Here is an 8,973-nt window from a genome sequence, read left to right on the forward strand (position 1 = left end):
CAGCTTTAGTCAGGTATAGCTTAGTAGTAAGAGTGTTCGCCGCGCTGATGTTCGGTAATATCGCGCACGCCGTTTAATTCACCGCTGAAGCGGTTAAGCAACTCTTTTTCGATACCTTCTTTTAAGGTTAAATCAACCTGCGAGCAGCCGTTACAACCGCCGCCGAATTGCAGTACTGCCACGCCATCCGGTGTCAGCTCCATTACCGACACGCGGCCGCCATGGTTAGCCAACTGCGGGTTAATTTCACTGTCGATAACGTACTGTACGCGCTCTATTAAAGAGGCGTCGTCGTTCACCTTACGTACTTTGGCGTTGGGCGCTTTTAAAGTCAGCTGAGAGCCCATTTGATCGGTAACAAAATCAATGTCTGCATCCACTAAGAACGGCTGACTTTCCTGATCAACAACAGCATCAAAGCCGGAAAAGTTCAGCGTTAGATCGGTGTCTTCCACGGCATCCGGTGGGCAGTAAGATACGCCGCATTCGGCTTGTGCCGTGCCCGGGTTGACCACAAACACCCGAATGTGCGTGCCGGCCGGTTGCTTCGACAACAGCTTGGCAAAATGCTGCTGTGCCTGTTCGGAAATCGTAATCATAAGAGTACCTGACTAAATTACTAGGTTAATAGCTATAATACTCCTCCTGTTTCGTTGATGCCAGCCCCGCTTGAGTTTTGCGCGTGATCTGGCTAACTTAGCGGCAGCTTAGAGGAATTAAACTATGAAATATTGTCTTTCGGTGGCGCTGTTGCTGCTGAGTTGTTTCGCCACTGCAGACATTACATATGTGCCGCAGGTTAAAGATTCAACCCTGCCGGCACCGCAACAGGTGTTGGGTTTTACGGTAGGGCAATGGCATGCGCGGCATGATCAGATCCAGCGTTATTTTGAGCAGTTAGCGCAAAGCTCAAACCGCGCGCAGTTAGAAGTGATCGGCTACAGCCATGAGCAGCGGCCGCTGTTGCAGTTAGTGATTTCGTCAGAGCGGAATCTGCAACGGCTGGAGCACATCCGCAGCCAGCATTTGGCTGCAGCCCGCGCCGGCAAGCCTCGTCAGGCAGATGCGCCGGTAATTATCTGGTTGGGCTACAGCGTGCACGGTAATGAACCCAGCGGCGCCAACGCAGCCCTGTTGCTGGCGCATTATCTGGCCGCGGCCGACAATGCCGAAGTGCAGCAATGGCTGGACAATGCGGTTATTTTACTGCAGCCCAGCCTGAATCCGGACGGTCATGACCGCTTTGCCAATTGGGTCAATATGCATAAAGGCGCCGCGCCGGTAGCCGATCCGCAACATCGCGAGCACAACGAGCCCTGGCCCAATGGCCGGCCAAACCACTACTGGTTTGATTTAAACCGCGACTGGTTATTGCTGCAACATCCGGAAAGCCGCGCCCGTATCGCGCAGTATCAGCAGTGGTTGCCCAATGTGGTGGCGGATTACCACGAAATGGGCACCAACAGCAGTTACTTTTTTCAGCCCGGCATTCCCAGCCGCAATTATCCGCTAACACCACAGCGTAACTTCGAGTTAACCGCGAAACTGGCCGGTTATCATGCAGCTGCTTTTGATCAGGCACAGCAACTGTATTATACCGAAGAGAGCTTTGACGATTTCTACGTTGGTAAAGGCTCGACCTACCCGGATGTCCAGGGCAGTGTCGGTATTTTGTTTGAACAAGCCAGCAGCCGCGGTCATTTGCAGGACAGCATTAACGGCCCGCTAAGCTTTGCCGACACCATTCAAAATCAGCTGACGGCGTCGTTGTCGACTATCCGCGGCGCCGTGGCTGAGCGGGACGCGCTGCTCAGTTATCAGCAGGAATTTTACAGCAGCGCCCGGCAACAGGCGCGTGGTGATAAGATCAAAGGCTATATGCTGACAGAAACGGCCGACAGCAGCCGCTTGGCGGCGTTGCTGGACGTGTTGCAGCGCCACCATGTTGAAGTATTGCAACTGAACCGCGACTGGCAGGATGATGACAATAAGTTTGCTGCCGGCAGCAGCTACTATATACCGCTGCAACAGCCACAATACCGGCTGATAAAAGCGATGTTCAGCACAGAGAAAACCTTCCCGGATAACACCTTTTACGATGTGTCGGCCTGGACGCTGCCTTATGCTTACAATATTGCTTTTACTGCGCTTGGCCGTGAGCCGGGCAAAGGCCAGCTGACCACGCAGTGGTTACCCGCCACAGCAAACCAGCTGCTGCCCGAAGGCGCCTATGCCTATGCCTTCGACTGGCGTGATCAACGAGCACCGGTATTGTTGCAGGCACTGTTGGCAGAGCAATTACAAGTGCGCGCCGCGCTGGATGATTTTACCGCGCAAACCAATACCGGCACTGTCAGCCTGGCTGCCGGCGCTATGCTGATCCCGGCGGCGCTGCAACAGCACAGCGATTGGTTTGCCAGGCTGCAACGGGTACAGCAAGAATTTAACCTGCCGCTTTATGCCATTAGCAGTGGCTTAACAGTGCAAGGCAGTGATCTGGGCAGCCATAAATTTACCCCGGTGACATTGCCGCGGGTGTTATTGCTGGCGGGGCCGGGTATCAATTCAACCGAAGCCGGCGAAGTTTGGTATAACCTTGAGCGCCTGGCCGGTATTTCACCGTCAATGGCAGAGCCGCAGCGCTTGCGTCGGTTAGACCTGAGCCATTACAGCCATATTTTGTTGCCGGACGGCAATTACGCCGACTGGCAGGACACAGAAATTAACCAACTAAAAGCCTGGCTGGAGCAAGGCGGTGTGCTGTGGGGCCATAAACGCGGTGCAGCCTGGCTGGCAAAAGCCGGTTTGTTAAAAGCGACATTGTGGCAGCCGGAGGAAATGAGCAGCCTGATCAGCGCAGATAACCTGCGTTATGCTGATAAAGAACTGCTGGCCGGCAAGCAACGCATCGCCGGAGCCATTTATCAGGCAGAGCTGGATCTAAGCCACCCGCTGACATTCGGTATTACCAATTCCAAATTACCGGTGTTTAAAAACAGCACCCTGTTACTGCAACCGGCGGGTACTGCCTTTGTGAATGTGGCCCTATACAGCCGTGCTCCGCAACTGGCGGGCTATACTGCCGCTGAATATATACCGCGCATTAGCCAAAGCGCGCTGTTGCTGGCGCACAATGTCGGCCGCGGCCGGGTTATCGGCATGACCGACAACCCGGTATTCCGTGGCTATTTTTATGGCTCCAGCCGCTTGCTGGTTAATGCGCTGTACCTGGGGAGCAGTTTCAGCACCAAGGCAGATTAATCAAACAAGGTTACGGCGACTGTCCATAAGCTAATATGGCGGGCGCCGTGACGGCGCAACAAACGGCATATTTCGTTAGCTGTAGCGCCGGTGGTAACAACGTCATCCACCAGCGCAATGCGCTGCGGTAACACTGTGGTTTTCGGCAGGCTAAAGGCGGCTCTGAGGTTGCGCTGGCGTTGTTTACGGCTTAAGCCAACCTGTGCAGTTTGATATTGCCGGCGTTGCAGCAGCGGTAGTATGGGTAATTGCAGTTGCCGCGCCGCTACCCGTGCTAACAATTCTGCCTGATTAAAGCCGCGTTGCCGTAATTTACGGCTGTGCATCGGCACATACACAATGGCCTGCGGCAATGTATTTTGATGTTGCCGGTATTGCTGCAATAAGACCGCAAATTGTTGCTGCAGCAAATCTCCGGCGCTATAGTCGCGGGCAAATTTCCAACGTTGCAGCCAATGCTGATAAGGCTGGTGGTAATAGCTGACGCTGAGCAGCTCATCAAACCGGGGTTTTGTTAAACCGCGCGCGACCTGCGGTAGCCACAGCAAGTTGTAATGACACAATGCCAGTGGCAATTGCGGCAGTGCTTGCTGGCAAGCAGTGCACAGCTGGCGGTCAAACTGTTGCACCGGTAAACTGCACCACAGGCAGGGCGTAGGCAACAGCAGGTGCCACAGTTGTTGCAGCTTACGCATTAAAGCACTAAGCAAACCAAAGTCCGTTTTAATTTACATTTTTGTAACTATGGCAGGGAAAATGAATTCCGACAAACCAACGCTGGTGTTGCTGCATGGCTGGGGGGTAAACCAGGGCGTATGGCAAAGTATTGCAGAGCAAATAGCGGATAAGGTGCAGCTGCTGACGCCGGATCTACCGGGCTTTGGCCGGCAGCAAAACTACCCGCAGCCTTATCAGCTGGATGTGGTGGCCGAAACGTTGGCCGCGCAAATACCGCGGCAAAGTTATGTCTGCGGTTGGTCATTGGGCGGGCTGTTGGCGATAGCGATAGCCAGGCATTACCCCGACAAAGTGCAGCAGCTTGGCCTGGTTGCTGCCTCACCCTGTTTTATCGCCCAGCCGGGCTGGCCCGGGATGGCAGAGCAGGTAATGCAGCAGTTTGCCCGGGCTTTGAGCGAAAATCTGCCACAAACGATTGAGCGCTTCTTAGCTATCCAGGCAATGGGTAGCAGCAGTGCCCGTGCTGATACCAAAGTACTGAAGCAGGCGATAATGGCTTATCCGATGGCGCAACCGGCGGCCGTGGCCGGTGCTTTGCAGTTGCTGAGTCAATCCGACTTACGCGCAGATTTCGCTGCTTTAACGCAGCCGGTTAGCGGTATTTTTGGCCGGCTGGATTCTCTGGTGCCGGTGGCTGCGGTCGCTCAACTGCAACAATTGCAGCCAGATGCCGACTTTATTGTGCTGGCGCATGCGTCACATGCGCCCTTTATTTCGCATCCGGCAGAGTTTTTGCAATGGCTGCAGCAGTGGTTAGGTCTGTCGGTTAAGCAAAGCTAAGGCTGTTAAAACCTTTTAGCCTAAGGCGGCGCTTCCTTTTAGCGGCGTTTTGGTTAATAATTAACCGGTATTTGCTAAGGTTACCGGAGTTGTATCATGGATATTCAATCTGCTTTGTATTCAGGTATGCAGGGTTTCTCCCGCGCCAGCGCCGGGGTAACGGATGCTACGCTGGATATCAACCGCCAAACCCGTGCCAACCGGCAAAATGAAACTGAGCAAGCTGTAGCGCAAACCGCAGCAGCGGAGCAACCCCGCACTGTGCAAACCGCGGAACAACCGGGGTCTTTAACCAACAGCTTAATACAGCTGGGGCAAGAGCAACGCAATGCCCAGGCCAATGTAAAAAGCATTCAAACTGCCGACGAAGTGCTCGGTAGCGTGATTGATATTCGCGTCTGATGACTATGCTGGTATCAAATTACCCTAATGTCAGTATCAATACGGCGAATCCGCCGACTGAAATGGCGCGGCGTGATGCGCTGCGCAGGGATTTATTTGAACCGGTAAAAGAACTTGAAAAATCGTCTGCAGAAAAGCCACTGGTTAGCGATGAAAAAGTCCGCAGTGCTAATGGTAGCCAGACCCAGGTAAATTTATATGACGCTAACGGCAAAGAAACCGAAACACAGCAAGCGGTAGAAGGTCGTGGCGATGAATCTGCAGAGCAGCAAGACGCTGAGCGTGAACAGCAGGATGCAAAACAACAGCAGGCAGAGCAGCAACAGGCCGAACAACAAGAACAAGCAGAAGTACGCGAGCTTAAAGCGCGCGATCAGGAAGTAAAAACCCACGAACAAGCTCATGCAGCCGTGGGAGGGCGTTACGCCGGAGCCCCGTCTTACTCCTATGAATTAGGCCCGGATGGTAAACAATATGCTGTCGGGGGGGAAGTATCGATTGATATTTCACCAGTAGCCGGCGATCCGCAGGCCACGGTGCAAAAAATGCAACAGGTGCGGGCAGCGGCATTGGCGCCGGCAGAACCGTCCTCTGCAGACCGCCGCATAGCTTCCGAAGCCGCGCAGCGGCAAATTCAGGCACAAGCTGAGCTGGTGCAACAAACCTCAGCGCCAGCGCAAACTAAGCCTGCTGATGCTAAATCGGTTGATACTGAGGCAACGGATACGGCTGACAGCGAAAGTGGCCGGGCCGGCTTTGCAGAACAAGTGCAGCAAACAGAAATAAGCTACCGCGTATCAGATGACAGCGGCAGCAATGCTATTGTCTACCCGCAACGCGATACCCTTGCCATCAGTGCGCAAATGCAGCTGCGGCGTGATGTTATTGCCGGTTTTTATCAGCGCGCTACCGAACCGCAAATCAAACAATCACTGCAGCAGGCTTAACAGCCGCTGCAGCTATGTCCGACAGCCGGTTTACTTCTTCAGTTTGGCAAAAGCCTCGGCAAAAGCATTACCCATAGCGGCATTGTTGTCGGCCGGTTTGGCCGGGCGTGGCGCTGCGGGTCTGTTACTTTGCTGGCGCGGTGCGGTTTTGTCGGCTGCTCTGTCGGCATTTTTCGGCGCCGGTTGTTCGTCCATCCGCATGGTTAGCGCAATACGTTTGCGTTCAATGTCCACATCCAGCACTTTTACTTTTACCACATCACCGGCTTTCACGACCTGGTGCGGATCACTGACAAATTTGTCGGTCAGTGAGGAAATATGCACTAAACCATCCTGATGCACGCCGATATCAACAAAGGCGCCAAAGTTGGTCACGTTGGTCACGACGCCTTCAAGCAACATGCCGGCTTGCAGATCTTTTAGCGTTTCCACTCCGTCTTTAAAGCTGGCCGTCTTGAACTCGGGGCGCGGGTCGCGGCCGGGTTTATCCAGCTCTTTTAAGATATCGGTGATGGTGGGTACACCAAAATGCGCATCAGCAAAGGCTTTAGCGTCAACACTGTTTAAAAAGCTGCTGTTGCCAATGATTTGATCAACGCTTTTCTGATGTGCGCGCAGTATTTTCTCGACCAGCGGGTAGGCTTCCGGGTGAACACCAGATGCGTCCAACGGGTTGCTACCGTTATTGATGCGTAAAAAGCCAGCGGCTTGTTCAAATGCCTTTGGCCCCAAACGTGGCACTTTAAGCAGTTCTTTACGCTCATTAAAACGGCCATTAGTGTCGCGGTGAAATACAATATTTTGTGCCAGGGTTTTATTTAATCCGGCCACCCGCGCTAACAGCGGCACAGAGGCAGTGTTTAAATCTACGCCGACGGCGTTTACGCAGTCTTCCACCACGCCATCGAGCGATTTGGTTAACAGGCTTTGGTTTACGTCATGCTGATATTGGCCCACACCTATGGCTTTGGGCTCAATTTTAACCAGTTCAGCCAACGGATCCTGTAAGCGACGGCCAATAGATACTGCACCGCGCAGCGATACATCCAGATCCGGAAACTCCAGCGCTGCCAACTCAGAAGCGGAATAGATTGAAGCGCCGGCTTCAGACACCATAATTTTCTGCAGGCTTTGCGCTGGCAGGGCTTTGATGACCTCGGCGGCCAGTTTATCGGTTTCACGCGAGGCGGTGCCGTTGCCAATGGCAATCAGCTCCACTTTATGTTGCTGACAAAGTGCCACGAGGGTACGCACAGACTTATCCCACATATTCTGTGGCGCATGCGGAAAAATAGTGTTCTGGCTTAGCAGTTTACCGGTTTCATCTATCACGGTAACTTTAACGCCGGTACGCAAGCCGGGGTCCAGTGCCAGGGTGGTGCGCATGCCGGCCGGTGCAGCCATTAACAAGTCTTTTAAGTTACGGGCAAACACTTTAATGGCTTCTTCTTCGGCCTTTTCACGCAGCTCGCTCAGCAGATCGTTTTCCAACTGCAAGTGCAGTTTTACTTTCCATGTCCACTGTACGGCGGTGCGTAAAAAGGCGTCGGCGGCACGGCCTTCGTCTTTAATATTAAAGTGGTTGGCGACCATTTGCTCGCACACACTGTGTGCTGTGGTTTCGTCTGCATCCGGCAGCAATTGCAGTTGTAAGAAGCCTTCATTACGGCCACGGAACATCGCCAGTGCGCGGTGCGACGGTGTGGTTTTCCAGCTTTCACTGTGGGCAAAGTAGTCACGGAATTTGGCGCCTTCCTGCTCTTTACCTGCCACCAGAGTGCTTTTTAATACGGCGTTTTCTGCCAGGTGGCGACGTAAGCGGGCCAGCAGGTTGGCATCTTCGGCAAAACGTTCCATTAAAATATATTTGGTGCCATCCAATACTGCTTTGATGTCGGCAAAGCCGGCTTCGGCATTGAGGTAAGCAGCCGCCTCGGTTTCAGGGTTCAGTGCCGGGTTAGCCTGCAGCGCATCTGCCAGCGGCAACAGGCCGGCCTCAATGGCAATCTGGCCCTTGGTGCGGCGTTTGGCTTTGTACGGCAGGTATAAATCTTCCAGCCGGGTTTTGTTGTCCGCCGCCAGAATGTCCTGTTTCAGTTCCGGCGTTAGTTTGCCCTGCTCATCAATGGTTTTTAAAATCACCAGCCGGCGATCTTCTAACTCACGCAGATAAATTAAGCGCTGGTCCAGATGACGCAATTGCGTATCGTCCAAACCACCGGTAATTTCTTTGCGGTAGCGGGCAATAAATGGCACGGTCGCACCTTCGTCCAGCAGCGCTATGGTAGCGGCAACTTGTTCTGGCCGCGCGGCAATTTCAGTGGCGATTTGTTTCACAATAATAGACATAAAAAGAAAGTTCCTGCTTTAAAAAACACCCGTTCGGCTATTAACCCTTAGAGTAAAAAACTATGGCAGACTGATTGTCCCCTGTACGTGAAAAAAAATCCAATCTGCGCCTTAACTATTTGCGGTTAGCTTAAAAGAGCATTTACATAATTTTTAAACCGTTAAGCACGGCGTTCAAGTTTATACATCTGATATGTTGAGATAATTTAATTTTTCTTTGCGACGGTTGTCATTTTATCTGAAAAATATTATTTCTTTCATCGTTGTGGTTATTCTGTGTATTCTCCTGTGAATTAAATGTAGACATCTGTGTATAACTAAGAATAAAATCTGCGCTTTTGTATGTGCTGTAACAACAAGCGTCGTATTGTTTTACTTGGTGGAAATAAAAATGCTGAGATGGGTCAAAGGATTGCCGCTTTCGCTTGCGAGTGTTTACTTCGTTACAGCTCAGTGTTTAGCGTCTCCGCTGCTGGATATTCGCGCAGACAGGCCA

At 52.6% G+C, this 8,973-nt stretch carries 7 protein-coding genes; 4 read left to right on the plus strand and 3 right to left on the minus strand.

Going from position 1 to position 8,973, the window contains the following annotated elements; translation table 11 throughout:
- Nucleotides 1-20: 20 nt before the first annotated feature.
- Nucleotides 21-599 (minus strand): Fe-S biogenesis protein NfuA, encoded by a 579-nt coding sequence (nfuA, locus tag Q8O77_RS05395; protein ID WP_305551824.1) that lies wholly within the window; start codon nt 597-599, stop codon nt 21-23.
- Between the two features lie 124 nt (nt 600-723).
- Here nfuA and Q8O77_RS05400 point away from each other — a divergent pair, with 124 nt between their 5' ends.
- Nucleotides 724-3,261: a M14 family zinc carboxypeptidase gene (locus tag Q8O77_RS05400; protein WP_305551825.1), complete on the plus strand. Its 2,538-nt coding sequence runs from the start codon at nt 724-726 to the stop codon at nt 3,259-3,261.
- Here the strand turns inward: Q8O77_RS05400 and Q8O77_RS05405 are convergent.
- Nucleotides 3,258-3,971: a ComF family protein gene (locus tag Q8O77_RS05405; protein WP_305551826.1), complete on the minus strand. Its 714-nt coding sequence runs from the start codon at nt 3,969-3,971 to the stop codon at nt 3,258-3,260. The genes Q8O77_RS05400 and Q8O77_RS05405 overlap by 4 nt on opposite strands.
- 46 nt (nt 3,972-4,017) lie before the next feature.
- Here Q8O77_RS05405 and bioH point away from each other — a divergent pair, with 46 nt between their 5' ends.
- From bioH to Q8O77_RS05420, 3 genes are all read left to right on the plus strand, one after another.
- Nucleotides 4,018-4,779 carry a pimeloyl-ACP methyl ester esterase BioH gene (bioH, locus tag Q8O77_RS05410; protein ID WP_305551827.1) on the plus strand — a complete coding sequence of 254 codons (762 nt, stop codon included), beginning with the start codon at nt 4,018-4,020 and terminating at the stop codon, nt 4,777-4,779.
- A gap of 96 nt (nt 4,780-4,875) precedes the next feature.
- The gene (locus Q8O77_RS05415; RefSeq protein ID WP_305551828.1) at nt 4,876-5,181 is read left to right on the plus strand and encodes an excinuclease ATPase subunit; all 306 of its coding nucleotides are present in this window, start codon (nt 4,876-4,878) and stop codon (nt 5,179-5,181) included.
- A complete protein-coding gene (locus tag Q8O77_RS05420) occupies nt 5,181-6,128 on the plus strand; it encodes a putative metalloprotease CJM1_0395 family protein (protein WP_305551829.1) in 948 nt (315 codons plus the stop codon). The genes Q8O77_RS05415 and Q8O77_RS05420 overlap by 1 nt, the downstream gene beginning before the upstream one ends.
- 30 nt (nt 6,129-6,158) lie before the next feature.
- On the opposite strand, the gene Q8O77_RS05425 is transcribed toward Q8O77_RS05420, so the two are convergent.
- Entirely contained in the window at nt 6,159-8,477 is a 2,319-nt protein-coding gene (locus Q8O77_RS05425; protein ID WP_305551830.1) for a Tex family protein, read from the minus strand.
- Nucleotides 8,478-8,973 lie beyond the last annotated feature (496 nt).

Origin of the sequence: Rheinheimera sp. (assembly GCF_030690345.1) — a bacterium.
In the GTDB taxonomy this organism is placed as follows: domain Bacteria; phylum Pseudomonadota; class Gammaproteobacteria; order Enterobacterales; family Alteromonadaceae; genus Alishewanella.

Coding starts and splice junctions, on each gene's coding strand:
- nfuA (WP_305551824.1), bottom strand. CDS start 599: ATGATTACGATTTCCGAACAGGCACAGCAGCATTTTGCCAAGCTGTTG.
- Q8O77_RS05400 (WP_305551825.1), top strand. CDS start 724: ATGAAATATTGTCTTTCGGTGGCGCTGTTGCTGCTGAGTTGTTTCGCC.
- bioH (WP_305551827.1), top strand. CDS start 4,018: ATGAATTCCGACAAACCAACGCTGGTGTTGCTGCATGGCTGGGGGGTA.
- Q8O77_RS05415 (WP_305551828.1), top strand. CDS start 4,876: ATGGATATTCAATCTGCTTTGTATTCAGGTATGCAGGGTTTCTCCCGC.
- Q8O77_RS05420 (WP_305551829.1), top strand. CDS start 5,181: ATGACTATGCTGGTATCAAATTACCCTAATGTCAGTATCAATACGGCG.
- Q8O77_RS05425 (WP_305551830.1), bottom strand. CDS start 8,477: ATGTCTATTATTGTGAAACAAATCGCCACTGAAATTGCCGCGCGGCCA.